Below are 26,006 nucleotides of genomic sequence, written 5' to 3'. Positions count from 1 at the left end.
CTTTCAACCGCCGGGTGCGTCTGGTCGTCGAAGTACGCGACGACCGTGACGAACTGGAGCTGGCGGAGAGTGTGTTCGCCGCTCAGGGATGGCGGGTACGCCCGGCGCGGGACGGCGACGCGGTCGGCGCGGACGACGGATACTCCGCGCTGATCGTCGAAGTCCCGCTCCGCGGCTCCCGCTTGACCGCCAGGTCGATGGCCTGCGAGCAGGTGACGACACTCGCCGCCCGGCGGAAGCTGGACGTCTGGGTACGCGAGGCCAAGCTCGTACGCCCCAAGCCCGCCGAGCCGAACACGACGTACCACGTCCATCACAAGGTGCCGGACGGCGCGAGTCCAGCTCTGCGGTGGCTCGCCGAGCACTGGATAGCCGTCGGCGGGTGGGACGTACGCCATACGCTGCATCTGCGCGGCGAGTACACCGAAGAGCAACGCGACCGCGCGCTCGCCGAGTTGAGCGGGCGGAACCTCGGCGGCGCCCCGTTCGACCCCGATGCGCACGACATCCGCCGGGCGATCGGTCCCCGGCCCCGCGACGGATCGACGGACCGACACCGTAAGGCGCTGCAGTTCGCGGTCATCGGTGTGGTGGTACTCGTCAGTCTCGCGTGCGGCATCGTCCTCGGTGCGTCGACCACGCCCTGGCGGTTCCTGGCACTGGCCTGGCCACTCGGTATGTGCTGGCCGGTGGGCACATGGGTGTCCGCCAACGAGCCCCGGCCGTGGCTCGTCCGGCTCGGGATCGGCGTGGCCCTGGTCTGGGGCCTGACCGCCTTCGGATTCATGTGGGCGGACTCCCAGCCGGCGGGACTGTCCAGACAGTTCGCCGGGATTCTCCTCACCCTGCTCCTCGGCTTCACGGTCTTCGGCCTGTGGTACGCCCTGAGCGAGTCCTGGTTCAGCCGCAACATGCAGTGGTTCCTGCCCGTACTCGCGGCGCCGTTGCCGTTCGTGCTGCCGTGGGCCGGGTCGTATCTGCACTCCATGTACCTGGAGGAGCGCTTCGGGATCCCGGCCGACTCGGTGCATGTGGCCTTCTACTGGGAGTACGCCGTGGCGCTGCGGCCGCTCGGTCTGGCCGTGGCGTGTTCGCTGGTGCTGATCGCGATGGGCGGCTGGGCCCGTCACTTCAACCTCCAGACGGGGGCGAGCGGGCTCGTCCGATGGGTCCTGCCGTTGATGGTGCTGGTCGCGGTCCTGTCCGTGGCGATCGAGGCGCTGACCGGTGTGGACCGAGCCGCCGACAGAACGATCGCGGACGCCACCGCCGGGAAGCGCTACCCGGCCGCGTACTTCGGCATCCGGGGCGAACTCGTCTGCGTCGAACCGCTCAACCCGAAGATTCCCGTCATCAACGGTCCGGTACCGACGACCCACCCGGTCCTCCTCTTCCAGGCGAGCGGTGACACCGTCTGGCTCTGGGACCCGGACCCGGCCCGGGGCGAGGACACGTCCCGCCATGCGCTGCGCGTGAGGGCGGAGGACGTACGGTTGACCGCCGCCGGCCGCAGGCGCTGCGGCGCCTGAGCTTGTTCCCGGCGCCGTCCGGAACGACCTCGTGGGAGATCACGGCACTGGCGAAGCCCGGTTCCCGGAAGGACAGGAACTGCTCGGCGTCGTGAACCTCCGAGACTGCCTGCGGATCGGGCTGCCAGAATCGCGCGACCCTGCCCAACACGAGGGCGCGGCCGGGATCAGGATTGCGCTCATCGCGATTCCTCCTCCTGTGACATGGCGCGCGACACGGCGGCCTTCGCGACGAAGAGGGTGAGGCCGCCGAGCAGCAGACACAGCGGGGAGTAGAGACGCAGATCCCAGAGCACGTAGTCGGAGGGGACGTCCGTCAGGTCGAGCCCTGAGACGAGGACGCCCACCAGCCCGCGTCCGAGCAGCGCGGCGGCCACCACCCACGGTCCGGTGCGGATCATCCAGCCCGGCTGTGCCGCAGTCGACCGCGCGGCTACCAGGTAGGCCGCCAGGAACAGCAACGCCGCCACCGTCGCGGTCAGTGGACCGGAAGGCAGGTCCGCCTCCGCCACCCCGACCACAGTGCGGGCGTAGTCCGCGCGACTGGCCAGTGGCCAGGGGGAGAAGACCCACACGACGTGCATCAGCCCCGCCGCGGCCAGCCCCAACGCGGCCACCACGCCTGACATTTTCATCGGAACCCCTCTCCATACACCCCTGTACGGAAGGACCATACAGTACTGTACGGCCATGGCAAGGAAGCGGCTCACGCCCAGGGACTGGACCGAAGCGGCCCTGCGGGCGCTGGCGCGCGGGGGAGTGGCCGCGGTCTCGATCAACGCACTCGCCGATGAACTCCGCGCCACGCGCGGCAGCTTCTACTGGCATTTCACCGACCGTGACGCACTGCTGACGGCAGCGCTGGAGCTGTGGGCACGGGAGGGGACCACAGCGGTGATCGAGGCCGTGCGCAAGGTCGCGGATCCGGCGGAGCGGCTGCGTTTCCTGTTCACCACCGCCCTGACCGAGGACCCCTTCGCCGGCCTGGAGCCGGCGATCGTCGCGCACTCCGACCATTCTGCTGTCGCGCCGGTGCTGCGCCGGGTGACGCGTGAGCGCCTGGACTTCCTCACCGAGCTCTACACCGATCTCGGCCTCGATCCCGAGGCGGCACGCCTGCAGTCGATCACCGCCTATGCCGCCTACCTGGGCTGGCTGGAACTGCGCCGCAGCGCCCTTGACATGGTCCCCGAGGTGGGCACCTCGGGCTGCGAGGCCGAGAACGGCCTGGCCCACCTCATCACCCAGCTCTCCGACCCCCGCCCCTGAACCTAGATCCCCTAGGATTCCCCCTAGGTGACCAAGGAGGAGGTGTCAGATGGCCCGTGCGGGACTCACCGTCGACCGACTGGTCGCGGCCGCCGCCGACCTCGCCGACGAGGCGGGCTTCGAGAACGTCAGCCTGTCCGCGCTGGCCCGGCACTTCGGGGTGAAGGACGCGAGTCTGTACTCGCACGTCCGCAACCTGAACGACCTGCGCACCCGGCTCGCCCTGCACACGGGCGGCGAACTGATCGACCGGATCGCGGCGGCCGTGGCGGGCCGGGCCGGGAAGGACGCGCTGGCCGCCTTCGCGGGCGCGTACCGGGCATACGCGCTCGACCACCCCGGCCGGTACGCGGCCACCCAGATCCGCATCGACCAGGCCCTGATCGCCGACTCCCCCGCCATGCGCCGTACGGCCGAGATCACCTACGGCATGCTGCGCGCCTACGGCCTCGACGAGCCGGACCTCACGGACGCCGTACGTCTCCTGCGCAGCACCTTCCACGGCTACTGCGCCCTGGAGTCGGCGGGCGGCTTCGGCGCGGCCCGGGACGTCCAGACCTCCTGGGACAAGGCGGTCGAAGCCCTGCACCTCGCCCTCACGCACTGGCCCCGGGAGAAGACGAACAATGACTGAGCTTGTCGTTTAACCGTGTGCGGTGGTTCGTCGCGGCCTGGTGCCCTTCTTTCGGATCAGCCTTCGCTCCGCGCGGGATCCCGCTCTGAACAGTTGTTTGCCGGAGCTTCGGCCCTCGATGGGCCTCTGGCGATTTTCCGTTACACAGTGACACTTTTGCCACTGGGAGGTGCGCCGGAGGCCGCATAGCGTCGAGTACGTCCGCAGCCCGATTCCGGGTCGGCTTCGACGTCATCCCCGAGGAAGTGCCATGCACGTTCAGATCGTTTTGTTCGACGGCTTCGACCCTCTCGACGTCATCGCCCCCTACGAGGTGCTGTACGCGGGCGGCGTCGCCTCCGACGGCGCGGTGAGCGTGGAACTCGTCTCGGCAGAGGGCGCCCGTGAGGTGGTCAGTGGTACGGGAGGGCTGGCGCTGCGCGCCACGGCTGCCCTGGACGCCGAACGCCCAGGGTACGTCCTGGTGCCCGGCGCCTCGGGCCGCATCGGTGAACCGGGCGAGGTTCCCGCGGAGGACGAGGGGTCCGGCGAGGCGGAGCAGGACGAGCTCATCCCCGTGCTGCTCGGCCGCACCCTGACCACCGAACTGCCCGCGCTGCTGAAGACGGCGATGGCCCATCCGGACGTCACGGTCGCCACGGTGTGCGGCGGCTCGCTGGTCCTCGCCATGGCCGGACTGCTGGAGGGTCGCCATGCCACCTCCCACCACCTAGGCCTGGATCTGCTGGACGCCACCGGCGTCCACGTGGTGAACGCCCGCGTCGTGGACGACGGCGACCTCGTCACCGGCAGCAGCGTCACCTCCGGGCTCGACCTCGGCCTGTACCTCCTGGAGCGCGAGGTGGGTCCCCGCGTCGCACACGCCGTCGAGGAACTGTTCGCCCACGAGCGGCGAGGTGTCGTCTGGCGCGCGCAGGGACCGGCGCCCGCCTCGTTCTGACTCCGCCCCGTACCCGTTTCGTCGTGCACCACACCGTGAGGAAGTAGCGCACCATGCAGTCCGCTGAAGGCGCCTGGGATCTGACCATGTCCACCCCGATCGGCCGGATGAAGGCCGTGATCGAACTCCGCCGCCGGGACGGCGTCCTGACCGGGACCGCCCATGGGACCGGCGAGGAGGTTCCCCTGACCGAGGTCGTCCTCGACGGCGATCGGCTGACTTGGAAGCAGACCATCACCAGGCCCATGCGGTTGAACCTGGCCTTCGACGTGACACTCGACGGCGACACCCTCACCGGCACGTCCAGGGCCGGACGCCTCCCCTCCTCCAGGATCACCGGCGAGCGGCGCGGCGTCCGCCCCGAGCCCGCCACCTGGGCGTGAGCGTGGGGCACTTGCGGCCACTGCGCATCGCGGCACACGTCGAACTCATCAGCTTGGTGGTCATGTTGGCCAACCTCGCTACGGCCCATCTTCAACCCGTCTCCTCCGTGGTGGGCCCCACTCATGGCTGGGCCTACCTGTTCGTCATCGTCGCGGCCTGGCGGCTCAGACAGGCACCGGCCACCGCGAAGGCCGTGGCGCTCGTCCCGGGCGTGGGCGGCCTGCTCGCCCTGCGCCATCTCGACCGTTCCGGCACGACCCGTCCGTACACCAAGGAGTCCACCTCGTCATGACTTTCCCGCCTACGCGACCGCTGGAAGTCGGCATGCTTCTGTTCAACGGTCACACCACACTTGATTTCATCGGTCCCCACACCGCTTTCGCGGCCACGGGCATGAAAGTCCATCTGGTTTCCGACACACTTGAGCCGGTTGTCTCCGATACCGGCGTAGCCATTACGCCGACCGTCACTTTCGACGACTGCCCCGCCCGGTTGGACATTCTGTTCGTGCCCGGAGGATTCGTGGAGGAAGTGATGCTCGATGGCGCGGCTCTCTCGTTCCTGGCCGATCGGGGTGCCTCGGCCCCTTACATCACCTCTGTCTGCAACGGCTCGATGGTCCTCGCCGCGGCCGGGCTCCTGGACGGCTACCGCTCGGCGACGCACTGGTCCACCCGCGACCATCTGGCGCGGCTGGGCGTCGAGGTGTCGACGGAGCGCGTGTGCATCGACCGGAACAGGTTCTCCGGGGGTGGTGTGACGGCTGGCATCGACTTCGGGCTCACGGTCATCGCGCACACCCTCGGAGAGGAGGCCGCAAAATTCGCCCAGTTGGCCATGGAATACGACCCGAAGCCGCCGTTCGACGCCGGTACTCCTCAGGGCGCGGGGACGGAAGCCGTGGCCCTGTTCGAGGAATTCACGGCAGAACCCGACGCTAATCTCCGCCGGGCCGTGTCGCGAGTGCTTGAGCGACGCGCGGGCAGCTAGAGCCTGTTGCGACTGTGCTGGTCACAGACACTTATTGAGGACTGCGACCAGCGCAGTCGCCTCGCACCGAACGGCGAGTTTGTCGTACCTGGTGGCGACTGCGCAGTGCCGCTTGAGCCGGTTGATCCCGCACTCGACCGCGTGCCGCTGCTTGCAGTCGGTCTTGTCGAACATCGGCGGCCGCCTGCCACCGGAGCCGAGTCTCTGCCGGTTGTGGACGCGGTCTACCGGAACCGGAATCGTCGCTTTGATCCTGCGTCCTGCGCAGGTATGAGCGGTTCTTGCGGGAGTCGTACGCCTTGTCGGCGCGAACTCGATCCGGTCGCTTGCGTGGCCGTCCCCGGCCCCTCCCCCACTACCACCCCGGAACACCGCCTCACCCTCGGGTTCGGCACCGACTCACGCGGCCAACTCTTGGGTGATGTGACCGAGTTGCTCGCCGACCGACTCGCCAGCCCCTTGATGGAGTTCCCCGGCGGGCATCTCGGCGCCCTGGATCACCCCGTGGAGTTCGCCGACGCCCTCGCCGACACGCTCCTCTCCAACGCGCACACCTCGTCGTAGGAGGGTGTCGTACCGCCCGGCGCCCGCCCGGCCGCGATGTCGGCCACCGCGTCCAGGGCGGCACCGAGCGCGCGCCGGTAGAGCAGCGAGCCGAGGCTGATGCGGCGGACGCCGAGGTCGGCAAGCTGGGGCACGGTGGGCCCGGCGGGCGAGTACAGAACGTTGAGCGGGGCGTCGACGCACCGGACGACGTCCGCGATCCGGCCGGGATCGGTGAGCCCGGGCACGAACACCCCGTCGGCGCCAGCCTGTCGATAGGCGTCGAGTCGGCGCAGGGTTTCCGTCTCGTTGCCGTCGCCGTCGCCGTCGCCCAGCCAGTAAGTGTCCGTACGGGCGTTGACGAACAGGCCCGGCACGGCGGCCTTCACCGCGGCGATCTTCGCGGCGTGCCGGGCGGCCGGCCCGAGCCCGTCCTCCAGGTTGATGCCGACGACCCCGACGGCCCACAACTGTTGGGCCAGCTCGGCGACTTCGCCGGGATCGTCGGAGAATCCGTCCTCGGCGTCGACGGAGAGCAGGTACGGTTCCGAGCCGAGGGTGAGGGCGAGACGCAGCGTGTGTTCCCGGGTCGCGGCCTGGCCGTCGGGGAGTCCGACGGCCGCCGCCACGGCGAGACTGGTCGTGCCGATCGCGGGAAAGCCGCGAGCCGCGAGGGCGGCGGCCGAGGCGTGGTCCCAGGCGTTGGGCAGGAGCAGGGGCTCGCCGGGGCGGTGGTGGAGTGCGGCGAAGGGCGTCATGGCATGCTCCGCGGTCTCTACGGTCATACGCCCACGCTAGGCACCGCTCGTTTCGGCACCCGCCGAACTGTCCGGACCGACCGGTCCCCCGCTACTCCCCTCGCTCGGCCGCGCTGCGCTCCACACAGAACTCGTTGCCCTCGGGGTCGGCGAGGAGCGCCCAGCCGGTGCCGTCGGGCTTGCGGTGGTCGTCGACCAGGGTGGCACCGAGGGCGAGCAGCCGCTCGACCTCCTCGTCACGGGTGCGGTCCTGCGGCTGGAGGTCCAGGTGGACGCGGTTCTTGACGGTCTTGGGTTCCGGCACGGTCACGAAGAGCAGGCCGGCGGCCTCGATCAGAGCCTCCGGATCCCCCGGATTGTCGTCCTCGTGCAGGGGCTGGCCCAGAGCCTGGGACCAGAAGCTGCCGAGGGCGTAGGCGTCGGCGCAGTCGATCGTCACGTGGCGGATCTTGGAAGTCATGCCTCGGATTCTGCCGGGCGCCCCCGGAAATACAAAAGGAGTTCGGCAACCTTTCCCGGCCCGGCGGCCACCGAAGGGCATGACATCTGCACGACGCACGACACGTCACCGCCGCGTCCGAGTGGCGCGCAAGCCCGCCATCGGCGCCCTCGCGGTCGCCGGACTGCTCGCCGGCGCGTGGGGTACGCCACCGGGGCGGCGACGACCACCTCGCCCGACCTCACCGTCACCAGCACAACGGTGAACCTGAGCGCCAAGTACCCATACCTGTCCGCCGGTTACAACAACACCCGGGAGTGGAACCGCACGTCCACCGCGGTCGCCCCGAACGGCACCCTGCGGGTCGCCTGGCCGGCCGCGGACGGCATCCAGGTCACCCCCCTCACGGCGGCCGGCCAGCGCTCGGGCGCGGACACAGTGGTCAAGGGCGCCAAGGAGGTCGGCGGCCTGGTCGCCCGGTACAGCGGTTAACGCTAAGCCCGTGATCATGGTCAGGCCGGGGATCCGAGAGCGGTGACGCGGTTCGCGTACTCGCGGCGGGCCTTGCGCTGGGCCGGGATGACAGCGGTCCCAGGGGTGCCGTCTAGGGACTGGGCGAGGTCGAGAAGGCGGCGGTGGACCACGGGCACGGCGGTGATGCGCAGGGTGTAGCCCTGGCCGCGCCGTACGGTCACCCCCTGGTCGAGCGCGGCCCGCTCGGCCGGCTCCAGCTCGATGGTGAGGAGGAAGTCGGCGACCTTGCCCGGCATGTCGAGGGTGACGGGCAGCTCCGGTGCGGGGGCGCCCACGTCGATGGCGGTGTGGTCGGGCAGAAGGTCGGTGATGGCCGTGCGGATAGCGCCGCGGCTGACGCCGTGGGCGCGTGCGAGGGCGGCGATGGAGCGGCCTTCCAGCTACGCGGTGCGGACGTCGTCGGTCTTGTCGGCCGGGACGGCGGGGCGGCGTCCGCCCTTGTTGCCCTTGGCCTCGGCCGCGCGCAGTCCGTCGTAGGTGAGGTCGCGCTGGAGTTCGCCGGCGGCGGCGAGGGTTTGCACCATGAACTTCACGGTGGACAGCAGCTCTCCGGTGCGCGGGTGGCGGGCGGTGAGGTCCATCGCGGAGAACGCGCCGTCGTGGATACGCAGTGCGAGGCGGTCGCGGTGGAGGACGTCGAGCACGTCGAGGATGTGCCCGGTGCCGCGTACGAGGCGGAAGATCTCGGAGATGTGCACGGTGTCGCCGGGCCGCGCGTAGGTGAGCAGTTCTCGGAACTTCGGGCGATGGAGGGGGTGGAGGCGGCTGGAGGTGCCGCCGTCCTCCTCGAAGACGACCGGGTACTCGATGCCGGCCCGTCGATCTCAGGCGGGCTCGCGGCCAAGGGAAGCGGCGCGCTGGTAGTACTCGTACAGGCCGTTGAAGATCGGGGCGGCGATGGTCATGGTGTGGGGGTCGTCGCCGGTCATGGACAGGCCGCGCAGGACGACGTCGAGGCCGGGGGCTTCGGGAGCGTTGAAGCGTTCGTCGTCGATGTCGGCTTCGTGGACGATTTCTGCGATGCGACGCAGGGCGGGGTCGTCGGTCAGCCGGTGGACGCGCAGGATGGTCTCGAAGCTGCAGTCGCCGTGGTGGTGCCCGAGTGCGGCGCCGCGCATGTCGAAGGGGGTGGCGTCTTCGGGGACGTGGGCGGGGTCGGTGACGAAGACGAACTCGGCGTCGGGGTCGATGAAGCGGCCGATCAGCCAGGCGCAGGCGGCGCGGTCGATGTGGATGCCGGCGCGGGTGGCCCACTTCATGGGGTGCTCTCTTCCGTGGTGTTGGCGGGGTGCAGGGAGTTGACGGCTTGTTCTGCCGTCTGCCGGTCGGGTGTGGGGAAGTAGTCGCGGCGCTGGATGCGGCGCAGTTCGGCGCGCAGCCTGGTCAGCGTGCGCCGCCTTCCTGCCTCGTCCCCTTCGCGGGCGGTTTCGGCCTCGGAGAGCACCTGCCGGTACTCGGCGGCGCGGGCCTGCGTCATGGCGTCGATGAGCCGCTGCTCGTCGCCCGCGGCGGCCGGATGGGCGATCCACACCGTGGCCGTCCCGCCGAAGTCGGTGACCTCTTCGGCGATCCACTCCAGCTGCTCACGGGTTCGGTCGTCGGCGGGCAGCGCGATCAGGCCGTCGCTGATCTGCGCGACGCCCAGGCGCTTGAGCTTGCGCCACACGGTGATCCGCGGGGTGGAGGGCTCCCGCGGCAGGCGGTAGGAGAGCAGCACCCACTGCCGCTCGGTGTCCGGGCCGCTCACGCCGGTTACCTTGGCCGGCTTGCTGTGGGGGGACCCGAAGGGTGCAACGAGTTGATCATGTCCATCCTCCAAGACTTCTCTACCGGCGCCCCAGCATGCGATGTAACCATGGTTGCACAGCGATGGGCGGGCGGGAGGGGGAACATGATCACGCACACCCCGGCCGCATGGACCCTGGCCGCCTCGTACGGCCTTGACCGTGACGAAAGGGAGCACCGGTGACCGCCACCGAACAGCCACCCAGCCTCCGGGCCAGAGCCGACAGCGGCGCCACCGCCGGCAGGGACGTGATCCCGCTGCGACAGGCGACCCGCACCTGGTTCGCGATCTCCTGGCAGACCTTCGGCGGTCCAGCCGGGCAGATCGCCGTGATGCAGCGGGCGCTCGTGGAGGACAAACGCTGGATCGGCCAGCAGCGGTTCAACCACGCCCTGAGCTACTGCATGCTCCTGCCCGGCCCGGAAGCCCAGCAGCTGGCGATCTACACCGGATGGCTCCTCAACGGCACCCGCGGCGGGCTGATCGCCGGCACCCTCTTCGTCCTGCCCGGCGTGCTGACGCTGCTCGCCCTGTCCGCCCTGTACGTGGCCTTCGGATCGACCGCGGCCGTCACCGGCGTGTTCGCCGGCCTGGCCCCCGCGGTCGTGGCGATCGTCGTCCAGGCCGTCTCCCGGGTCGCCCAGCGCTCCCTGACCCACCCGCTGCTGATCGCCCTCGCGGCCACGTCGTTCGCGGCCCTGGCCCTGTTCTCCGTACCGTTCCCCGCGGTCATCGCCGCGGCCGCCCTCGCCGGCTGGCTCATCGCCCGCTACAAGCCCGACGCGCTCAAGCCCTCAGGCGGACACGGGACCGACGCCGGACCCGCTCCCCTGATTCCCGACGACGCACTTCACCACGAGCAGCCCAGCCGCCGCCGCACCTGGCGCATCCTCGCGATCGGCCTGCTCCTGTGGGCCGCACCCGTGGCCGCAGTCGCCGTGCTGACCGGCACGGGCAGCGTGTTCACCACCCAGGGCGTGTTCTTCTCCGGCACCGCGCTCGTCACCTTCGGCGGCGCCTACGCAGTCCTTGCCCACGTCGCCCAGCAGGCCGTCCAGACCTACGGCTGGCTCAGCGCGAAGGACATGGTCAGCGGCCTCGCCCTGGCCGAGACCACCCCCGGCCCCCTGATCATGGTGGTCCAGTTCGTCGCCTTCCTCGGCGCCTACCACAACCCCGGCAGCCTCAACCCCTGGGCGGCGGCACTGCTCGGTGCGCTGCTGACCACCTGGGTCACCTTCGTGCCCTGCTTCCTGTTCATCTTCCTCGGCGCCCCCTACATCGAACGCCTGCGCGGGAACCGCCACATCTCAGCCGCCCTGACCGGCATCACCGCCGCCGTCGTCGGCGTCATCGCCAACCTCGCCCTCTACTTCGCCGAACACGCCCTCTTCACAGACGTGGCCGAGAAGGTCTTCGGGCCAGTGGCCCTCGCGCTGCCGGACCTGGGCACGCTGCGGCCCGCCGCCCTCGCGATCACCGTGATCGCAGCCCTGCTGATCTTCAAAATCCGGTGGAGCGTTCTGCGCACCCTCGGCATCTGCGCGGTTTTGGGACTGGGTGCCGCCCTGGCCGGGCTCCCCGGCATCTGAGCCGACGACCGTGGAAGCGGGCAGGGGGTCCGCTGCCGTCCGGACGGGAGCGGACCCCGGTGACTGAACCGGAGATCCTCAATCCTCTCCGCTGTCGTCTTCATCGAGGTCAGCCGTATCCGGGTTGCGCAGCGGGCGCAGGGCACCGGCGGCCGGGACGCTGGCGGTGTCCGGCGGAGCGGCGGAGCGGCGGAGCGGCGGAGCGGCGGAGCGGCGGAGCGGCGGAGCGGCGGAGCGGCGGAGCGGCGGACGATCGTTGAGCATCCGCTGACCGCTGAATAGTCCCCACGAGTCTTCCGCTCAAAAACCGCCCATGAGCGGCGTCTCAGGATGTGCACCTTTTCGGCACTCTCACTTGGGGAGATCCCGTGTAGCAGCGTTCCCGCAGCCCTTGGACCCCGGTTCCCTCAATGCCTGGCGGGTGGATGTACGGAGCGTGAATCGCTCCGCTGAGATTCTCAAGATCTGGCCGTCGAGTGTGCAATAGAGAACGAAGGAGCGGCCGCTCTTTCCTAGGAATGTCAGCCCTTGTGTTGGGATAGTGACGGGACTGGACGCAACAGACACGATTTCTGCGACTGGCTGCGCTCGAACATCGAAGAACAAGAGTCCCAGTCGCAGGCCTGTGACGGGTTGCCCTGCTGCGCCACGCTTGCCGGCCGCCTCCATGAAGTGCTCGCCGATAAGCCCGGCAGAGATCAAGATTGCGAAGATGGCAGCCAGCGCGGTGAAGTATGCAGGGAGCGGCAGTTCATCGATCTTGCAGTCCCTCCCGTGTTTCCCCTTAAGGATATTTTTCCAGATCCAAAGGACCACGGAAATACCGACAGCCAGTGCGACGGCAACGGTAATAATGAAACCCCATGAACGCGTCAAAGTGTCCGAATATGACAGTTCAACATCCCCCGAGGTGATGCCGAATTCCGTGTAGAATTCGTCATACATTGCCGCAAGGAGGCCAAAGAAACACAGGCCCGCAATTGCACCGACAGCAGACCAATGGCGCAGGGCCACCCATGCGCTCAGGGAGCTGTCCGACGAATGGCGTCCGTGTTTGGGCTCATCACCCTGTACGGAATCACGTCTGTCTGTCATGGCTGATCAGCCATGCCCTGGCTTGGTCCGCCCTGGCTCGGGGCGGCCGAGCCAGGAGATGAAGAGCCCGTCGGGATCCCATGTGGTGCGGAGGTCGTCGAGGCGTTGGAGGTTGTCGTCGGTCACGAAGCGGTAGGGGCGGTTGATCAGGTTCTCGTCGGCCAGTTGGATGCCGCTGGAGTACGGCTCCCAGGCGCGCATGTGCTTGGTCACCCAGTCCGTGTACTTCCGGTTGTCGGCCGGGTCGGACCAGGCCGCGTACAGCCCGTAGTAGAGCTCGTCCTCCACCGAGAAGGCCATCGGCGGGCGTTCGGGTTGTCCCTCGTATCCTGCCCAGTTGTAGAGCACCATGTGTGAGGGGGCGGGAGGCCAGGTCTTCAGCATGGCCTCGAGGTTGGGCCAGAGGTCGTCGAAGGAGGCGTGGGTCCACATGTTGTCGGCGAGATAGTGCTTGGTCTCGTCGTAGTGCGGATCGGTGCCGAGCCGGCTCAGGGTACTGGTGTCCGTCACCTCGTAGAGCCGTGTGGTGAGTACCTGCGCACGTGCCGGGCAGGACTCGAAGACCGACAGCTGTTCCCTGGCCTCCTCCTCGGTGTCGGTGAAGGCGGTGGCGTTGAGGGAGATGAGCGGCTCGTCGTTGGTCATCGGGTCGCGGTTGCACATGAGATTGATCTCCGCGGGCGTCTGACGGCCGATCTCGTGCACGAAGCCGTAGACGTCCCTCGCGGCCGAGGCGGGCCAGAAGTAGCCACTGTTCATGGTGGTCCGCTTGCGCGGGTAGAGCTTGACATGGAACCGGGTGACGACGGCGAAGAAGCCGGGGCCGGCGCCTCGGGCGGCCCAGAGCAGGTCGGCGTTCCGGGTCTCGTCGGCGTGGATCCGCTCGCCGTCGGCGGTGACTGCGTCGATGCCGGTGACTGACATGCAGGCCGGTCCGTAGTCCCGTCCGGCCCAGGCGAATCCGCCCTGCAGCAGGTAGCCGCCGATGGAAACGCCCGTGCAGTGCCCCGTGGGGAAGAACAGGTCCTTCTCCGCCAGCATGGCGGTGAGCTCCGACCCTTTGATTCCGGGCTGGGCGGTGCCGGTCATCGCCTCCATGTCGACGGTCACACGGCGCAGATTGGACAGGTCGATCAGTACCGTGCCGTCGCGCAGGTGCGACCCGGACCAGCTGTGGCCTCCGGAACGCACCGCGATCTGCAGGCTTTCCTCCCTGGCCAGCTTTACCGCTCCGACGACGTCGTCCTCGTTGTTCGCCAGCACGATCACCTCGGGGTAGCGGTCCGGAACCCCCGAGTGCCAGCAGGCCTCACGGCGCAGGCTCTCGTAGCGGTAGTCACCGCGCCGCAGCACCCTGCCCTCGATGTGGTTTGCCATGTCCGTTCCCTTCGCCTCCGGCCTGTTCACACCTGTTCACGGCGTCTGAACTCGTCGAAGATGTCCGGGAGAAAGCCGGCGAGATGGTTCATCTCCTGCGAGCAGTGCACGACCATGGCGCGGGCCTGGCCGTCTCCGAGATGTCTCACACCTTCCGCGACCTTTTCGAGTTCACCGGTCAGGGAGGCTCCTCCGCGGGGGGCGACGTGTTTCCCGCCCATCCAGAAGCGCGAACGCATCTCGGCGCCACTGTTCACCCGACGCACATAATGGACCAGATGGCCCCAATCAAGCGGTACGTCGGAGAATCCCACTCTGCCGCAGATTACGGTCGCCTTGTCCGGATCGAGCATGTCGTCGCTGAATCCCAGACTGCTGGGAAGAACAAAACGAATAGCTAGCCGGCCGAGCACATTGCCGACGTACTCATCCACGAACGAGGTGCCGCCGACATACCTTTCACGGTAGGGAGCGCTCTGGTCCGCCGTGCCGCCGGACCATTCCGCGTACAGGTGGGCACGCGGATACCACAGCTTGTACCGCTCGGTCTCTGTGGTGTGCCACCAGAACCACCAGTCCACCATGTCCGGGGACGCCCTCGGCAGATGAGTCAGTGTCGCGATGTGCATGGAGCCGTCGTCGAAGAGGCTGTATCCGTTCTCGAGCTCCTGGTATCCGGCCTCGCTCAGTGTTCCCGCGTTGTCCAGGTCCAGACACAACGGGGGCGCCTGCGGGCCGAGATCGATCGCCTCCTTGATGTGCTCCGGCAGCGGAGCCATCACCGGGTTCCAGTACTTCGCATACCACTTGCTGTCGAGTTCACCGGGCCGCATCCCCAGATGGGTCCCGCGGTCGGGATCGGGTCGTGTTTCCGTCATCGATCGGCCTTCAGCGGGTCGAGGTCACGACGTCGGAGGACTTGAGGACGCGTCCCTCTTCATCCAGCTGCGGCGGGTTCGGCCGCGGACTCGCCGCGGCAGGAGGCGGGCAGCTCGCGAAGGCGAACCCCGCGGCGATCGCGCAGGCCCCTGCTGTACGGCTCGCTCCTCCTCTCGCGCTGCCAGCACCCCGTTGGCGCTCCGCCATCTCCTGTCTCCTCACGACCCTTGCGCCTCTGCCCGAATCACATGAGCTGTTGCCCTCTGGCGACGCTAGGCATCACCGCCGGCTTGCGCCTGCTGAAAGCCGGTGCGGTGGGCCATTCGGACGCGGCGGCCGCGTGCGCACTGCCCCACGTGGGCGTGGCCGGGAGCCACCAACCCGTCGCTTCCGGTCGCGCAGATGACGGCGCGACCTCGAACGGGCGTTCACTTCCGATCGAGGGAAAGGACGAGCAGCAGCTCGGCTTCCTCGGCGTAGTCCTGCGCCACGAAGATCAGCAGGGCCTCACCACCCACGACGCCCCCGCGGATCCCCCGCCCGAAGCCCTGAACCGGAAGTTCCTCACCGCGCCCGAGACCACCCAGCGCACGCTCAGTTCGTAGTTCCCCCGCACCTCCACAGCCGCCAGGTCCCGGAGGGGCAGGGGGTCGGGGTCCGCGGTGAGACGGGCGAGGGCGACGAACAGGGTGGGGGTGTCGCCGGTCGTGCCGGAGAGGGGGAAGCCATCCGACAGGCCGTGGATGGGGACGAGTTCGGCCTGCTCGTCCTCCCAGGGCACCCAACCGGTGACATGCACCTCGGTGCCGGGGTCCGCTCCCGCCACCAGATGGGCCCGCACCTCCACCGCACCGTCGGCGACGACGAGGCTGGTCACCTCCGCCCCGCTCGCCTCCGCCCCGGAGCCCACCGTGTACCGGGAGGCCGCCCAGTCCTCCCCCACACCCAGGGGCACGATTCCCGTGCGGAGCGGGTCGCCGCCGACCATGACGATGTTGTCGGGCGGTGACCCGAGGGGCCGCGTGACCGTGGAGTACGCGAACCGCGTGTAGTACGGGTCGTAGCGGATGTCCTCGCTGCCGTGGTTGTGGAGGCGGACCACGCCGTCCGAACGGGTGGACTGCAGAAGCCAGTTGGGACCCGCGATCGGTGTCACCGCGTCCGGCTGCTCCGCCGGCCCCGGCTCCTCGGCCGCCGTCCAGACTTCGTGGTCGGGAGGCAGCAGGAGGCCGAGGAATCCCTTGCTGGCCCAGTAGGGGGACGCAGGGCCCGAGTAGGTCTGCAGGATGGCCTCGTCGGGGCCGTGCCAGCCGAGTGTCAGCAGGCCGTCGGCGTCGACGGAGCCCCGGTCCAGGAAGTACCTGAGCGCTCCGGAGGCCAGCCGTCGTGTCTCGCCCGCCGCAAGGGGTGTACGGCCCGTGAGCGCGCCCAGCCACAGCGGGGCCGCGGTCGCGAAGCGGTACGTGAGCGAGCGGCCCTGGTGCATGGGTGCGCCGTCGCCGCCGAACAGGCGGGCGTAGTCGGCGAGATGGCGTTCGAGGCGGCCGCCGTACAGTTCCAGCAGGTCGGGGTCGTCGGCCAGCCAGGCGTGCAGGACCGGATACAGGTGCATGGCCCAGCCGTTGTAGTAGTCGTACTTGCGGCCGTCGCCGTCGGTGTACCAGCCGTCGCCGACGTACCAGGCCTCGATGCGCTCCAGGCCGCGTCCGATCGCCTTGCGGGCGGCCTCGGGTGCGTGGCCGATCTCCGCGAGGAAGCCGCCGACGGCGACCGGGAACAACTCCCAGTTGCAGGGCCAGGGTTCGGCGGTGAGCGCGTCCGTGAGCCAGGTCGCCGTCCGCTCGCGCACGGACTGGTCCAGGCGGTCCCACAACAAGGGGCGGGTCAGCCGCAGGGCGAGGGCGATCGAGGCGGCCTCGACCAGCGGCTGACTGCGGTCGGCGATCTGCGGCCAGACGCCGCCGGGGCCGGCCGCGAGGCCCTCGGCGTAGCGGCCGAGCACGGTCTCGTCCCGGCGGAAGGCGGCCAGCAGGAGGGTCCGGGCGTATCCCTCCAGGCCGTCGGAGAGGTGGCCCGAGTGGCTCACATGGTCGCCGGGGAGGTGGTAGAGGGCGCGGTCGGCGGTGGCGTAGGGCTCGACGGCGGCGAGGAGGGAGTCGGCGGCTGCCTCCCAGTGGACGCGGGTGTAGCCGGTGTACGGGCTCGCGGAGCGGTCGTCGGCGGGCAGTTCGATCACGACAGTGGCATTCCTTCCTGGCGGGCCTGGAGACCCGGATCCTGGTGGGCTTGGAGACCCGGGAACCTGGCGGGCCTGGCGCGCCCGGGATCCGGCGAGCCTGGAGCACCCGGGATCTGGCGGTCCTGGGACGCCCCGGTTCCGGTCGGGGCGCCCCAGGAGTTCATCCCACCCGCACCCTGCCCTCAGGCACCAGATGCCGGGCGAGGAGTTCGTCGCGGACCAGCCCCGCGTAGACGGTGGCGCCGTGCACGGAGGTGTGCGTGTTGTCCCGCTTCTCGTTGTAGAACGCCCGCCACAACTGCCGGGGCTACGAACGACTGCCCCAGCACGCCGAAGCCCAATTGAACTGGGCATTCATCGCGGGTGATTGTGCTGTGGCTGAGCGCTTCAGGTGGCGGACGAGCGCCTCAGTTGACGGGTTGGTTCGCCGGAGACCAGCCATCGCCAGCGTCGGCGCTCGGTGACGAGGGTGATGGCGGCCATCAGGGTCACGGGGCCCGCCGCCCACGCAGGCCAGGCCATCCACGAGGAAGTCACGGCTGCGGCGAGCTGGAGAAGAACCAGAAGGATCGTGACCCAGCCCGGTACTGCGATGATCACGTTCGCCTTGTCGCCTGGGGTGGAGAAGCACGTGGGAAGGCCGATCAGGAGCACCACGGACAGGGCGGCAAGCAGCCACGAGTGGCCTGTCAGTGCCCATGGAGTCGCCACCCAGGCGACGAGTTCCACGGCGAAGCGCAGAACGGACGCGGTGCGGTCATCGGGTCGTGACGAAATCGTTTCCCCAGGAGCGTCGGTCACCTGCGGACGATCTCACGTCTCGCGTCCAACGGCCAAGAGCCTGTGCACTGTTGTCCGCCCCACAGACTTCCTCTTGCACCAATACAGCAACTCAGGTGCCCTGCGCCCACTGCTGGTTCGTACCGCCGTTGCAGGTATACGTGATGATCGCCGCGGAGTTGGCGGTCGACGCGCCGGACACGTCCAGGCACTCGCCGCTCGCGCGGGCCTTGATGTTCACGTAGGAGCCGGAGGTCGCGACCGACCACTGCTGGGTGGTGGCGCCGGTGCAGTTCTCCTGGGTGACGGTGGAGGCGTTCTCCTGTAGACACAAGGAGCTGCCGCGGCCCAGCAGCTCGTAGTAGCCGTTGCCCAGGGTCTTGAACCACCACTTCTGGTTGGCGCCGCCGTTGCAGGTGTACTGGGTGATGGCGATCCCCTGCCAGAGGGACTGGCTCGGCACGTCGGCACACTTGGAACTGTGCCGTGCGACAAGGGTGTTGTACGTGGCGCTCGTGCCGGTGACGGTGCCGGCGGCGGTGTCGACCGTGACCTCCGGTGACCAGGACAGGGACATCGAGGTGGAGGTCGGGAAGGTGAGCGGCAGCCACACGTACCGGGAGTCGTTGACGGTGCCGCCGAAGGAGTTGCCCCAGCGGTCGCCCATGTAGAGGTACGAGGTGCCCGAACTGCCCTGCACGGGAAGGACGTACGCGGTCTGGGAGCCGTAGGCGGTGGAGTCGCCGATGTTCGTCCACGCGGTCCAGGGGCCGGCGAGGGAGGTGGCGGTGGCGTACTGCTGCTGGTTGGGGTTCCAGCCGGTGGCACCCGACGTCAGCAGGAAGTACACGCCGTTCCGCTTGAACAGCGCCGGTGCCTCGCGGTGGCCGCCGGGCCAGGGGTTGGCGAGCAGGCTCTCGATGCCGGTGTAGTCGGCGGTCAGCCGGTAGATGTTCAGGTCGTAGTTGTTGTTGGCGGCCGAGACCATGTAGGCGGTGCCGTCGCTGTCGACGTAGGTGGTCAGGTCGCGGGACATGTGCTGGCCGAGCGGGCGGAAGCTGCCCTGGTAGGTGTAGGTGCCGTCGACCGTGTCGGAGACGGCGACGGCGGCGCGGGCCTCGCTGTAGTCGACGCCGTTCTCCTTGTGCATCCACATCACGAACTTGCCGGTGGACGCGTTGTAGATGACCTTGGGGCGCTCGATGTAGGCGGTGGCCAGCTCGGTTGCGGAGGACTGGGACAGGACGTGACCGCGGAACTCCCAGCTCTTCAGGTCGGTGGAGCGGTAGGCGTCCACGTAGCGGAAGGTGTTGTCGGAGTTGCGGTCCTCGCCGAACCAGTAGTAGTACGAGCCGACCTTGATGACCCCGCCGCCGTGGGCGTGCAGGGCGTTGCCCGAAGTGTCCGTGAACCGGGTGCCGTTGGTGATGGTCTGCGGTGCTGCCTGGGCGGGCCCCGCGGTCGCCAGGGCCGCGGCGAGCGCACAGCACAGGGCGAGCAGGATCGCGTACGCGCGTCTCATCTCACGCACTCTCCTTCACGGTGTCGGCGACGGGGACACCGAAGTCCGGGGTACCGTCCGGCTTCCAGCCGAGCTTCTGGACCCGGGTGTGGCGGTTGGGGTCGTGCAGCGGGTCGCCGGTGATCTCCTTGTACTGGCGGGCGTGGTAGACGAGGACGTCGCTGTGCCCGTCCTCGGCGACGGTGAAGCAGTTGTGGCCGGGCCCGTACTGCTTCGTCGTGTCGTTGCTGGTGAAGACCGGCGCCGGGGACTTGGACCAGCTCGCCGCGTTCATCAGGTCGCTGTCCGCGTCGGCGGTGAGCAGGCCCATGCAGTAGTGGTGGTCGGTGGCGCCGGCCGAGTAGGTGAGGAAGACACGGCCGTGGCGCTGGAGGACGTACGGGCCCTCGTTGACCTTGTAGCCGACGCACTCCCAGTCGAACTCCGGGGTGGACAGCCTGACTTGGGGACCCGTCAGCGTCCAGGGGTTTGCCATCCTCGACATCCACAGCGCGGTGTTGTTGTCCATGCCGGGCTCGTGCTGGGCCCAGACGAGGTAGCGGGTGCCGCGGTGCTTGAAGATGGTGGCGTCCAGGGAGAAGGTCTCCCAGGCCGTCCTGACCTGGCCCCGCTCCATCCAAGTCCCCTGGAGTGGATCGGGGTTGGCGTTCTCCAGCACCCAGATGCGGATCGCCCACACGTCCTCGGCGGGCGCGGAGGCGAAGTAGATGTACCACTTGCCGCCGATCCGGTGCAGCTCCGGCGCCCAGATGTGCGCGCCCATCGGACCGGTGGCGTGCGCCCGCCAGATGACCGACTCGGCGGCGGTGGCCAGCCCGTTCAGGGTGCGGGAGCGGCGCAGGACGATGCGGTCGTACTCGGGGACGGTCGCGGTGAAGTAGTACCGGCCGTCGGTGTGGCGGGTGATGTGGGGGTCGGCGCGCTGGAGGACGAGGGGGTTCACGAAGGGGGTCGCCTCGTGGGACGTGGACAGGGACGTGGACGAGGACGGGGACGCCAGTGCCGGGGTCGTGGACGTGGCCGTGGTGGCTGCCAGGGCGCCGGCGGCTGCGGCGCCCTTCAACAGCAGGCGACGGGTCGGGGTTTGGGCAAGGTGGGGGTCGCGGCTCATGCGGACTGCCTCTCGGTGGGGAGAGCGAGGAGGAGTTCGAGGGGTTCGACATCAGGGTTCGATATCGCGAACGTCATCTGCTATTCCGAACGCCGAAAAGGTAAGGGTGAGCGATCAGGAGGTCAACGGGTCCGACGAGACAGGGGGGTAAGCGATTTCGGCGAGTGAGCGATTTTCTGTTATCGGTCCACGGGTTCTCGCGTCTCCCAGTCGTGCGCACCCACACCCACAGAACAGCAGCGGCCGCAGGCGCCCTCGCGGCCGTCGCCTTCACGATCGGCGCCCCCTCACCGTCCCTCGCGGCCGGCACCCGGGACGTCACCGCCGACGTCCTCGCCGGGCGGGACGTGACGCTCGCCTCGGACGCGGTGGTCACCGTCCCGGCCGGGACGACCACGTACGACGGCGTCTTCCGCGGCCGGGGCACGCTCACCGTGCGCGGCACCGGCACGCTGATCCTCACCAGGGACAGCGACTTCACGCTGCCCGAGTCCCGGCAACGGCAGGTCGTGCGCACCCAGGGCGGCAACCACCCGTACACCACCGTGACCCACCCCGACCCGCCCGCGATCACGGTCGAACGCGGCGCCACCCTGCAGTACGGGACCGGTGGCGGCACCGGCCTCATCGGCCACTTCCCGTACGACACCCCCGGCTACCGGTTGAACCAGCTCAACGTCCGGGTCGACGGCACCCTCCGGCTGTCCCTGACCCGCACCTTCAACATCGGCACCATCAGCGGCTCGGGCCTGGTCACCCAGCCCCGCAACATGTGGGGCACCCTCGACCTCGCCGGCACCCACCCCTTCTCCGGGGTCATCGACAACGGCACCGGGATGGCCGTAGGCCGCCCCGAGTACCCGGTGGCGCTGCCCCGTGCCCGCGCGATCCTCAACCAGGGCTCGTGGATCATCGACACCCCGCTGTACCGGACCATCACCCTGCGGCAGGACTTCTACCAGCGGGAGTACGGCAGCGACGTCAACGTCCACACCCGGCCGGGCAGCAAGGTGGTGCTCACCGGGCAGTACAGCTACAGCGACCGGGGCGGGGACCTCAACCCCTCACTGAGCAGCCCGTCCCTGAACTGGCGAGCCATTCCACACCAGTTGAACAAGCGGGGCACGAACATCGAGGGTGCCGACGTGCAGTGGGGCGACGGGACCACGCACCGGATCTTCATGCCGGGTACGCGGGACACCGTGTACATCAATCTGCACACCGCCAGTGGCCGACGGTCCCGGCTGACCCTCGACTACAACGGCCCGGTTTCGCTGGGCGCCCCCATCGGCGGCGGCCGGTACCACGACACGCTGGCCGCGCCCGGCGCCGGCGACGTGGTGATCGCGGGGACGCGCGGCAACGACGTGACCTTCGCCGCCCAGCAGTACTACGACGGCTCGACCACCGTCGGGAAGGGCGCGGTGCTGCGGCTGGGCTCGGGCGCGCGGGGCGGCGACGGCTCCCTGCTGACGGGGACGGCACGCCGGCGGATCGTGAACGACGGGACGCTGTACCTGCGGAACGCCTCGACTCCCGTGCGGCTGACCCACGTCAGCGGAAGCGGCGCACTGGTCCAGTCGGGCGCCGCGACGACCATGCTCACGGGCGACGCGGTGACGTACACCGGGACGACGACCGTCTCGAAGGGCACGCTGGCCCTGCGCTCCGGGGCGACGCTCATACACAGCAGGGCGATCAGGCTCGTGTCGGCGGGCGCACTGCTCGACGCGGGCACTTCGGGGCTGCGGGTGGCCACCTCGCTCACCGGCACGGGCACGGTGCGGGGCGCTGTGACGAACGACGGCATGGTGGCGGGCGGTCTGACGGTGGCCGGGGACTACACGCAGCACGCGAAGGGCGAACTGGAGCTGCGTGAGCGGCCGTTGAAGGTGGCCGGCAGACTGCGGCTCGCCGGCTCCCTCGACCTGTCCGCCGCCGGCGCCCATCCGGCGCCCGAGATCACCGTCATCGAGCACGGCGGCCGCTCCCGGACCACGGGCACCTTCGGCGGCCTGCCAGAGGGCGCCCGGCTCAGGCTCGCCGGCACGGACTACCGGATCGGCTACAACGGCGGCGACGGCAACGACGTAGTCCTGACCGCGACCAACCAGAGCCCCACCCCCGGCGCCGATGCCGAGGCCACCGCCGGCCCGGGCGCCGTGAGCCCCCGGACCGCGAACACCGCGGCCGACGGCTTCGGCTGGTGGCCGTACGTCCTCGCCCTCGGCCTGCTCGGCGGCCTGGTGTTCCCGGCGACCCTGCGCACCCGGCGCAAGGGCCGTCGCAGGGGCGGCCGGCACGCGGTGCAGGAGTAGGGACACAGGAGCAGGGACACGGGAGTAGAGACACACGACAGCGGGCCCCGGCGGAACAGAATCCGCCGGGGCCCGCTGCCTGAGCGCGTATGTTCCCGCGGGCTCAGTCCGTGCCGGACTCCATCGCGGCGCGGTCCAGCATCGTCTCCTCCTCGTCCGCGGCCTCGCCGCGCGAGGCGATCGCCTCGGCGCCGCCCTGGTCCATGGCGCCGATCAGACCGGTCGAGGCAGCCTGGGCCGCGCCGATCGGGGCCGGGTGGTCGGTGCCGACCAGGCCCAGGGTCGCGTACTGCTCCAGCCGCGCACGGGAGTCGGCGATGTCCAGGTTCCGCATGGTGAGCTGGCCGATCCGGTCCACCGGGCCGAACGCCGAGTCCTCGGTCCGCTCCATGGAGAGTTTGTCCGGGTGGTAGCTGAGCGCCGGGCCCCGGGTGTCGAGGACCGAGTAGTCCTCGCCGCGCCGCAGCCGCACGGTCACCTCGCCGGTGATCGCCGCGCCGACCCAGCGCTGCAGCGACTCACGCACCATCAGCGCCTGCGGGTCCAGCCAGCGGCCCTCGTAGAGCAGCCGGCCCAGCCGCCGGCCCTCGTTGTGGTACGCGGCGACGGTGTCCTCGTTGTGGATCGCGTTGACGAGGCGCTCGTAGGCGATGTGCAGCAGCGCCATGCCGGGCGCCTCGTAGATGCCGCGGCTCTTCGCCTCGATGATCCGGTTCTCGATCTGGTCGGACATGCCGAGTCCGTGCCGGCCGCCGATCGCGTTGGCCTCCATGACGAGGTCGACCGGGGTGGCGAACTCCTTGCCGTTGATGGTGACCGGGCGGCCCTGGTCGAAGCCGACCGTCACGTCCTCCGTGGCGATCTCCACCGACGGGTCCCAGAACCGTACGCCCATGATCGGGTCGACGGACTCGATGCCGGTGTCGAGGTGCTCCAGGGTCTTGGCCTCGTGCGTGGCGCCCCAGATGTTGGCGTCCGTGGAGTACGCCTTCTCCGTCGAGTCCCGGTACGGCAGCCCGTGCGCGAGCAGCCACTCCGACATCTCCTTGCGGCCGCCCAGCTCCGTGACGAAGTCCGCGTCCAGCCAGGGCTTGTAGATCCGCAGGTGCGGGTTGGCGAGCAGCCCGTAGCGGTAGAACCGCTCGATGTCGTTGCCCTTGAAGGTGGAGCCGTCGCCCCAGATCTGCACCCCGTCCTCAAGCATGGCCCGCACCAGCAGGGTGCCCGTCACGGCACGCCCCAGCGGCGTGGTGTTGAAGTACGGGCGCCCGCCCGACCGGATGTGGAACGCGCCGCATGCCAGCGCCGCGAGCCCTTCCTCGACCAGCGCGGCACGGCAGTCCACGAGCCGGGCGATCTCGGCGCCGTACGCGAAGGCGCGGCCGGGCACCGACTCGATGTCGAGTTCGTCGTACTGGCCGATGTTGGCGGTGTAGGTGCACGGGACGGCGCCCTTGTCGCGCATCCAGGCGACGGCGACCGAGGTGTCGAGCCCGCCGGAGAAGGCGATACCAACGCGCTCGCCGGTGGGGAGGGAGGTGAGGACCTTGGACATAGCAAGAGTATGCAGGATCTCGCATTTTCATGCAACACGTTGGACGCAATCCGGGTCCTGCCACCCCATCGACTAGCGTCATGACATGAGCAGCAACACCTCCCCCAGCCTCGCCGAAGCCCTCGCCGCCGGGACGGTCGTGCTCGACGGCGGCATGTCCAACCAGCTTGAATCCGCGGGGCACGATCTGAGCGACGAGCTGTGGTCGGCCCGTCTGCTGGCCGAGCGGCCCGAGGCGGTCACCGAGGCGCACCTCGCCTATTTCACGGCGGGCGCGAACGTGGCGATCACCGCCAGCTACCAGGCCACCTTCGAGGGCTTCGCCAAGCGCGGGATCGACCACGCGGAGGCGGCCCGGCTGCTCGGGCTGAGCGTGGAGCTGGCCCGGGAGGCGATACGGCAGGCACGGGACGCCGGGGTCGCACGGCCGCTGTGGGTGGCCGCGTCGGTCGGCCCGTACGGGGCGATGCTCGCGGACGGCTCCGAGTACCGGGGGCGGTACGGGCTGAGCGTGGACGAGCTGGAGACCTTCCACCGGCCGCGCCTGGAAGTACTGGCCGCCGCCGCTCCGGACGTGCTGGCGCTGGAGACGATCCCGGACACCGACGAGGCGACGGCGCTGCTGCGTGCGCTGCGCGGACTTGGGGTGCCGGCCTGGCTCTCGTACACCGTCGACGGTCGGCGCACCCGGGCCGGGCAACCCCTGGACGAGGCCTTCGCCCTGGCCGCCGACGTCGACGAGGTGATCGCGGTCGGCGTGAACTGCTGCGCCCCGGAGGACGTGGAGTACGCCGCCGAGACCGCGGCCCGGGTCACCGGCAAGCCGGTCGTGGTCTATCCCAACAGCGGGGAGGCGTGGGACGCGGAGGCGCGCGCCTGGAAGGGGCGGACCACGTTCGCCGCCGAGCAGGTGAAGGGCTGGCGGGATGCGGGGGCCCGGCTGATCGGGGGGTGCTGCCGGGTGGGTCCGGAGGCGATCGCGGGGATCGCCGGAGCGCTCACGGCGTAGCAGTCCAAGCAACCCCCCTCAGCCGGGCGTGCCGCCCGCATGACGGATGCCGAGGACCGTGGCGGTGAAGTTCGCCAGTTGCTCGCGCAGTTCCTCCCGAGGCACAGCCCTCTCGCCGGCCAGGTGGGCGACCAGATCGGCTCGGGTGGCGGCGAGCAGCGCGTGGGCGGTGAAGTCGGCGGAGCCGGTGCCGACCGACGGGATCTGCTCCAGCAGGTCCCGGAGCAGGGCGTGCCAGCGCTCGTAGTGCTCGGCCTGGTAGGGGCTGGCCGCGCCGGTCTGCTCCAGGGCCAGTGCGAGGTGGCGGTTGTCGAGCTTGAAGCACAGGACGGCGTCGAGCAGGGCCGGTACGCGCAGCAGCGGCGGGGCGGCGGGACCCAGCGGCGGCGGGCCCTCTTCGACCGCGCTCCTGACCGGTTCGAGCCGTGCCTCGTACAGCGCACGGATCAGCCCGGTGCGATCCCCGAAGGCGCGGAAGAGGGTCGCCTTGCCGACGCCGGCCGCGGCCGCGATGTCGGCCATGGTGACGCTCTCGGGGCTCTGGCAGTGAGCGAAGAGCGTGTCGGCGGCGGCGAAGGCGGCCGCCCGGTTGCGCGTCGCGTCCTTGCGCGGTCTGCGCTCGGTCATGCGGCTCCTCCCCTGGTCACGTAGCGACTCCCTTGGTCACGCGGCTCCTCCCTCGGTCACGTGGGCCCCTCCCTCGATCAGGGACCCACCTTGCGA

29 protein-coding genes and 2 pseudogenes are annotated in these 26,006 nt (G+C 69.7%); 12 read left to right on the top strand and 19 right to left on the bottom strand.

Translation table 11 applies throughout. From position 1 onward, the window contains the following. The first annotated feature begins 14 nt into the window (after window positions 1-14). On the top strand, window positions 15-1,529 hold the full coding sequence (locus ACFYZZ_RS02300) for a hypothetical protein (protein ID WP_389170394.1): 1,515 nt from the start codon (window positions 15-17) through the stop codon (window positions 1,527-1,529). A 179-nt stretch (window positions 1,530-1,708) separates the two neighbouring features. On the opposite strand, the gene ACFYZZ_RS02295 is transcribed toward ACFYZZ_RS02300, so the two are convergent. After that, window positions 1,709-2,164, bottom strand: coding sequence for a DUF3995 domain-containing protein (locus ACFYZZ_RS02295; protein WP_389170391.1), 456 nt, complete (start codon window positions 2,162-2,164; stop codon window positions 1,709-1,711). Between the two features lie 55 nt (window positions 2,165-2,219). On the opposite strand from ACFYZZ_RS02295, the gene ACFYZZ_RS02290 reads away from it, so the two are divergent. The 6 genes from ACFYZZ_RS02290 to ACFYZZ_RS02265 all read left to right on the top strand — a co-directional run bounded on the left by ACFYZZ_RS02290 (window position 2,220) and on the right by ACFYZZ_RS02265 (window position 5,746). Then, the gene (locus ACFYZZ_RS02290; protein ID WP_389170388.1) at window positions 2,220-2,798 is read left to right on the top strand and encodes a TetR/AcrR family transcriptional regulator; all 579 of its coding nucleotides are present in this window, start codon (window positions 2,220-2,222) and stop codon (window positions 2,796-2,798) included. A gap of 49 nt (window positions 2,799-2,847) precedes the next feature. After that, window positions 2,848-3,432 carry a TetR/AcrR family transcriptional regulator gene (locus ACFYZZ_RS02285; protein ID WP_389170385.1) on the top strand — a complete coding sequence of 195 codons (585 nt, stop codon included), beginning with the start codon at window positions 2,848-2,850 and terminating at the stop codon, window positions 3,430-3,432. 250 nt (window positions 3,433-3,682) lie between these two features. Next, complete coding sequence (locus tag ACFYZZ_RS02280; RefSeq protein WP_389170382.1) at window positions 3,683-4,372, top strand: DJ-1/PfpI family protein; 690 nt, start codon at window positions 3,683-3,685, stop codon at window positions 4,370-4,372. Between the two features lie 53 nt (window positions 4,373-4,425). Beyond that, the gene (locus tag ACFYZZ_RS02275; RefSeq protein WP_389170378.1) at window positions 4,426-4,755 is read left to right on the top strand and encodes a hypothetical protein; all 330 of its coding nucleotides are present in this window, start codon (window positions 4,426-4,428) and stop codon (window positions 4,753-4,755) included. Window positions 4,756-4,817: 62 nt separating this feature from the next. Continuing rightward, the gene (locus tag ACFYZZ_RS02270) at window positions 4,818-5,048 is read left to right on the top strand and encodes a DUF3817 domain-containing protein (protein ID WP_389170375.1); all 231 of its coding nucleotides are present in this window, start codon (window positions 4,818-4,820) and stop codon (window positions 5,046-5,048) included. Between the two features lie 32 nt (window positions 5,049-5,080). After that, the gene (locus ACFYZZ_RS02265; RefSeq protein ID WP_389170372.1) at window positions 5,081-5,746 is read left to right on the top strand and encodes a DJ-1/PfpI family protein; all 666 of its coding nucleotides are present in this window, start codon (window positions 5,081-5,083) and stop codon (window positions 5,744-5,746) included. A gap of 21 nt (window positions 5,747-5,767) precedes the next feature. Here the strand turns inward: ACFYZZ_RS02265 and ACFYZZ_RS02260 are convergent, their stop codons facing one another. After that, window positions 5,768-5,920, bottom strand: a complete 153-nt coding sequence (locus ACFYZZ_RS02260) for a hypothetical protein (RefSeq protein ID WP_389170369.1) — start codon at window positions 5,918-5,920, stop codon at window positions 5,768-5,770. 85 nt (window positions 5,921-6,005) lie between these two features. After that, a pseudogene (locus ACFYZZ_RS02255) lies at window positions 6,006-6,098 on the bottom strand (IS5/IS1182 family transposase); the annotation flags it as partial. On the opposite strand from ACFYZZ_RS02255, the gene ACFYZZ_RS02250 reads away from it, so the two are divergent. Then, complete coding sequence (locus tag ACFYZZ_RS02250; protein WP_389170366.1) at window positions 6,077-6,310, top strand: hypothetical protein; 234 nt, start codon at window positions 6,077-6,079, stop codon at window positions 6,308-6,310. The pseudogene ACFYZZ_RS02255 and the gene ACFYZZ_RS02250 sit on opposite strands and share 22 nt — an antisense overlap. On the opposite strand, the gene ACFYZZ_RS02245 is transcribed toward ACFYZZ_RS02250, so the two are convergent. Both ACFYZZ_RS02245 and ACFYZZ_RS02240 read right to left on the bottom strand, forming a co-directional pair. Then, entirely contained in the window at window positions 6,244-7,074 is an 831-nt protein-coding gene (locus ACFYZZ_RS02245) for an isocitrate lyase/phosphoenolpyruvate mutase family protein (RefSeq protein ID WP_389170363.1), read from the bottom strand. The genes ACFYZZ_RS02250 and ACFYZZ_RS02245 overlap by 67 nt on opposite strands. A gap of 64 nt (window positions 7,075-7,138) precedes the next feature. Beyond that, on the bottom strand, window positions 7,139-7,507 hold the full coding sequence (locus ACFYZZ_RS02240; RefSeq protein WP_389170360.1) for a VOC family protein: 369 nt from the start codon (window positions 7,505-7,507) through the stop codon (window positions 7,139-7,141). A 177-nt stretch (window positions 7,508-7,684) separates the two neighbouring features. Here ACFYZZ_RS02240 and ACFYZZ_RS02235 point away from each other — a divergent pair, with 177 nt between their 5' ends. Then, window positions 7,685-7,978, top strand: coding sequence for a hypothetical protein (locus ACFYZZ_RS02235; protein ID WP_389170358.1), 294 nt, complete (start codon window positions 7,685-7,687; stop codon window positions 7,976-7,978). A 20-nt stretch (window positions 7,979-7,998) separates the two neighbouring features. Here the strand turns inward: ACFYZZ_RS02235 and ACFYZZ_RS02230 are convergent, their stop codons facing one another. From ACFYZZ_RS02230 to ACFYZZ_RS02215, 4 genes are all read right to left on the bottom strand, one after another. Beyond that, the gene (locus tag ACFYZZ_RS02230) at window positions 7,999-8,295 is read right to left on the bottom strand and encodes a hypothetical protein (protein ID WP_389170355.1); all 297 of its coding nucleotides are present in this window, start codon (window positions 8,293-8,295) and stop codon (window positions 7,999-8,001) included. A gap of 105 nt (window positions 8,296-8,400) precedes the next feature. Next, complete coding sequence (locus tag ACFYZZ_RS02225; RefSeq protein WP_389171966.1) at window positions 8,401-8,829, bottom strand: recombinase family protein; 429 nt, start codon at window positions 8,827-8,829, stop codon at window positions 8,401-8,403. A 15-nt stretch (window positions 8,830-8,844) separates the two neighbouring features. Beyond that, window positions 8,845-9,279, bottom strand: coding sequence for a chromate resistance protein ChrB domain-containing protein (locus ACFYZZ_RS02220; RefSeq protein ID WP_389170353.1), 435 nt, complete (start codon window positions 9,277-9,279; stop codon window positions 8,845-8,847). Further along, complete coding sequence (locus tag ACFYZZ_RS02215) at window positions 9,276-9,767, bottom strand: Chromate resistance protein ChrB (protein ID WP_389170350.1); 492 nt, start codon at window positions 9,765-9,767, stop codon at window positions 9,276-9,278. Before ACFYZZ_RS02215 ends, ACFYZZ_RS02220 begins: the two co-directional genes overlap by 4 nt. Before the next feature lie 218 nt (window positions 9,768-9,985). Here ACFYZZ_RS02215 and chrA point away from each other — a divergent pair, with 218 nt between their 5' ends. Continuing rightward, entirely contained in the window at window positions 9,986-11,398 is a 1,413-nt protein-coding gene (chrA, locus tag ACFYZZ_RS02210; RefSeq protein ID WP_389170347.1) for a chromate efflux transporter, read from the top strand. Between the two features lie 351 nt (window positions 11,399-11,749). On the opposite strand, the gene ACFYZZ_RS02205 is transcribed toward chrA, so the two are convergent. The 8 genes and pseudogenes from ACFYZZ_RS02205 to ACFYZZ_RS02170 all read right to left on the bottom strand — a co-directional run bounded on the left by ACFYZZ_RS02205 (window position 11,750) and on the right by ACFYZZ_RS02170 (window position 20,401). Next, the gene (locus ACFYZZ_RS02205; RefSeq protein ID WP_389170345.1) at window positions 11,750-12,493 is read right to left on the bottom strand and encodes a hypothetical protein; all 744 of its coding nucleotides are present in this window, start codon (window positions 12,491-12,493) and stop codon (window positions 11,750-11,752) included. A gap of 6 nt (window positions 12,494-12,499) precedes the next feature. Beyond that, window positions 12,500-13,870: an FAD-binding oxidoreductase gene (locus ACFYZZ_RS02200; RefSeq protein WP_389170342.1), complete on the bottom strand. Its 1,371-nt coding sequence runs from the start codon at window positions 13,868-13,870 to the stop codon at window positions 12,500-12,502. Window positions 13,871-13,896: 26 nt separating this feature from the next. Next, a complete protein-coding gene (locus ACFYZZ_RS02195; RefSeq protein WP_389170339.1) occupies window positions 13,897-14,748 on the bottom strand; it encodes a DAPG hydrolase family protein in 852 nt (283 codons plus the stop codon). A 497-nt stretch (window positions 14,749-15,245) separates the two neighbouring features. Next, window positions 15,246-16,982, bottom strand: a complete 1,737-nt coding sequence (locus tag ACFYZZ_RS02190; RefSeq protein ID WP_389171963.1) for a DUF2264 domain-containing protein — start codon at window positions 16,980-16,982, stop codon at window positions 15,246-15,248. A 166-nt stretch (window positions 16,983-17,148) separates the two neighbouring features. Then, window positions 17,149-17,271: pseudogene (locus tag ACFYZZ_RS02185) on the bottom strand (carbohydrate esterase); the annotation flags it as partial. A gap of 104 nt (window positions 17,272-17,375) precedes the next feature. After that, window positions 17,376-17,789 carry a hypothetical protein gene (locus ACFYZZ_RS02180; RefSeq protein ID WP_389170336.1) on the bottom strand — a complete coding sequence of 138 codons (414 nt, stop codon included), beginning with the start codon at window positions 17,787-17,789 and terminating at the stop codon, window positions 17,376-17,378. A 91-nt stretch (window positions 17,790-17,880) separates the two neighbouring features. Then, window positions 17,881-19,290, bottom strand: a complete 1,410-nt coding sequence (locus ACFYZZ_RS02175) for an RICIN domain-containing protein (protein ID WP_389170333.1) — start codon at window positions 19,288-19,290, stop codon at window positions 17,881-17,883. Between the two features lies 1 nt (window position 19,291). Next, on the bottom strand, window positions 19,292-20,401 hold the full coding sequence (locus ACFYZZ_RS02170) for a family 43 glycosylhydrolase (RefSeq protein WP_389170330.1): 1,110 nt from the start codon (window positions 20,399-20,401) through the stop codon (window positions 19,292-19,294). A 212-nt stretch (window positions 20,402-20,613) separates the two neighbouring features. On the opposite strand from ACFYZZ_RS02170, the gene ACFYZZ_RS02165 reads away from it, so the two are divergent. After that, window positions 20,614-22,719 (top strand): autotransporter, encoded by a 2,106-nt coding sequence (locus ACFYZZ_RS02165; RefSeq protein WP_389170327.1) that lies wholly within the window; start codon window positions 20,614-20,616, stop codon window positions 22,717-22,719. A 103-nt stretch (window positions 22,720-22,822) separates the two neighbouring features. Here ACFYZZ_RS02165 and argG read toward each other — a convergent pair whose 3' ends face one another. Further along, window positions 22,823-24,274 carry an argininosuccinate synthase gene (gene argG / locus ACFYZZ_RS02160; RefSeq protein WP_389170324.1) on the bottom strand — a complete coding sequence of 484 codons (1,452 nt, stop codon included), beginning with the start codon at window positions 24,272-24,274 and terminating at the stop codon, window positions 22,823-22,825. A gap of 85 nt (window positions 24,275-24,359) precedes the next feature. On the opposite strand from argG, the gene mmuM reads away from it, so the two are divergent. Beyond that, window positions 24,360-25,283, top strand: a complete 924-nt coding sequence (mmuM, locus tag ACFYZZ_RS02155) for a homocysteine S-methyltransferase (protein ID WP_389170321.1) — start codon at window positions 24,360-24,362, stop codon at window positions 25,281-25,283. Between the two features lie 18 nt (window positions 25,284-25,301). Here the strand turns inward: mmuM and ACFYZZ_RS02150 are convergent, their stop codons facing one another. Beyond that, window positions 25,302-25,910 (bottom strand): TetR/AcrR family transcriptional regulator, encoded by a 609-nt coding sequence (locus tag ACFYZZ_RS02150; protein WP_389170318.1) that lies wholly within the window; start codon window positions 25,908-25,910, stop codon window positions 25,302-25,304. Window positions 25,911-26,006 lie beyond the last annotated feature (96 nt).

The organism is Streptomyces sp. NPDC001816 (genome assembly GCF_042892235.1).
Taxonomy (GTDB): Bacteria; Actinomycetota; Actinomycetes; order Streptomycetales; family Streptomycetaceae; genus Streptomyces.
This window is presented reverse-complemented; position numbering and strand designations above follow the sequence as displayed.

What these genes read in the sequence shown, in the direction of transcription:
- ACFYZZ_RS02295 (WP_389170391.1), bottom strand. Translation starts at nt 2,164, where the DNA reads ATGAAAATGTCAGGCGTGGTGGCCGCGTTGGGGCTGGCCGCGGCGGGG.
- ACFYZZ_RS02290 (WP_389170388.1), top strand. Translation starts at nt 2,220, where the DNA reads ATGGCAAGGAAGCGGCTCACGCCCAGGGACTGGACCGAAGCGGCCCTG.
- ACFYZZ_RS02285 (WP_389170385.1), top strand. Translation starts at nt 2,848, where the DNA reads ATGGCCCGTGCGGGACTCACCGTCGACCGACTGGTCGCGGCCGCCGCC.
- ACFYZZ_RS02280 (WP_389170382.1), top strand. Translation starts at nt 3,683, where the DNA reads ATGCACGTTCAGATCGTTTTGTTCGACGGCTTCGACCCTCTCGACGTC.
- ACFYZZ_RS02275 (WP_389170378.1), top strand. Translation starts at nt 4,426, where the DNA reads ATGCAGTCCGCTGAAGGCGCCTGGGATCTGACCATGTCCACCCCGATC.
- ACFYZZ_RS02270 (WP_389170375.1), top strand. Translation starts at nt 4,818, where the DNA reads ATGTTGGCCAACCTCGCTACGGCCCATCTTCAACCCGTCTCCTCCGTG.
- ACFYZZ_RS02265 (WP_389170372.1), top strand. Translation starts at nt 5,081, where the DNA reads ATGCTTCTGTTCAACGGTCACACCACACTTGATTTCATCGGTCCCCAC.
- ACFYZZ_RS02260 (WP_389170369.1), bottom strand. Translation starts at nt 5,920, where the DNA reads ATGTTCGACAAGACCGACTGCAAGCAGCGGCACGCGGTCGAGTGCGGG.
- ACFYZZ_RS02245 (WP_389170363.1), bottom strand. Translation starts at nt 7,074, where the DNA reads ATGACCGTAGAGACCGCGGAGCATGCCATGACGCCCTTCGCCGCACTC.
- ACFYZZ_RS02240 (WP_389170360.1), bottom strand. Translation starts at nt 7,507, where the DNA reads ATGACTTCCAAGATCCGCCACGTGACGATCGACTGCGCCGACGCCTAC.
- ACFYZZ_RS02220 (WP_389170353.1), bottom strand. Translation starts at nt 9,279, where the DNA reads ATGAAGTGGGCCACCCGCGCCGGCATCCACATCGACCGCGCCGCCTGC.
- ACFYZZ_RS02205 (WP_389170345.1), bottom strand. Translation starts at nt 12,493, where the DNA reads ATGACAGACAGACGTGATTCCGTACAGGGTGATGAGCCCAAACACGGA.
- ACFYZZ_RS02200 (WP_389170342.1), bottom strand. Translation starts at nt 13,870, where the DNA reads ATGGCAAACCACATCGAGGGCAGGGTGCTGCGGCGCGGTGACTACCGC.
- ACFYZZ_RS02195 (WP_389170339.1), bottom strand. Translation starts at nt 14,748, where the DNA reads ATGACGGAAACACGACCCGATCCCGACCGCGGGACCCATCTGGGGATG.
- ACFYZZ_RS02175 (WP_389170333.1), bottom strand. Translation starts at nt 19,290, where the DNA reads ATGAGACGCGCGTACGCGATCCTGCTCGCCCTGTGCTGTGCGCTCGCC.
- ACFYZZ_RS02170 (WP_389170330.1), bottom strand. Translation starts at nt 20,401, where the DNA reads ATGAGCCGCGACCCCCACCTTGCCCAAACCCCGACCCGTCGCCTGCTG.
- argG (WP_389170324.1), bottom strand. Translation starts at nt 24,274, where the DNA reads ATGTCCAAGGTCCTCACCTCCCTCCCCACCGGCGAGCGCGTTGGTATC.
- mmuM (WP_389170321.1), top strand. Translation starts at nt 24,360, where the DNA reads ATGAGCAGCAACACCTCCCCCAGCCTCGCCGAAGCCCTCGCCGCCGGG.
- ACFYZZ_RS02150 (WP_389170318.1), bottom strand. Translation starts at nt 25,910, where the DNA reads ATGACCGAGCGCAGACCGCGCAAGGACGCGACGCGCAACCGGGCGGCC.